Below are 221 nucleotides of genomic sequence, written 5' to 3'. Positions count from 1 at the left end.
GATCCCTACGTCTACAGAAAAAAGCGATAGCGATTCAACCTATTGTCACTGGCGTCCTTGACATGCTGCAATACAGCACGGAAGTCAAGCCTATTAAAATGGTCAATCAAATTGCTGAAGACTTCCCGCCTGTCATCGCTGATGAAAGTCGGCTCGTTCAAATTGTTTACAATTTATTGCATAATGCGGTCAAATATACGGATGAAGGGGTTATTTCCGTC

1 protein-coding gene is annotated in these 221 nt (G+C 43.0%); it reads left to right on the top strand.

The features are described 5' to 3' along the window. On the top strand, positions 1–221 hold a 221-nt coding region (locus CHH91_RS19535), incomplete at both ends, for a sensor histidine kinase (protein WP_483372423.1).

This window comes from Virgibacillus sp. 7505, from assembly GCF_002272135.1.
Lineage (GTDB): Bacteria > Bacillota > Bacilli > Bacillales > Amphibacillaceae > Terribacillus.
The sequence above is the reverse complement of the archived record's forward strand: the minus strand, read 5'-3'. Positions and strand labels throughout refer to the sequence as shown.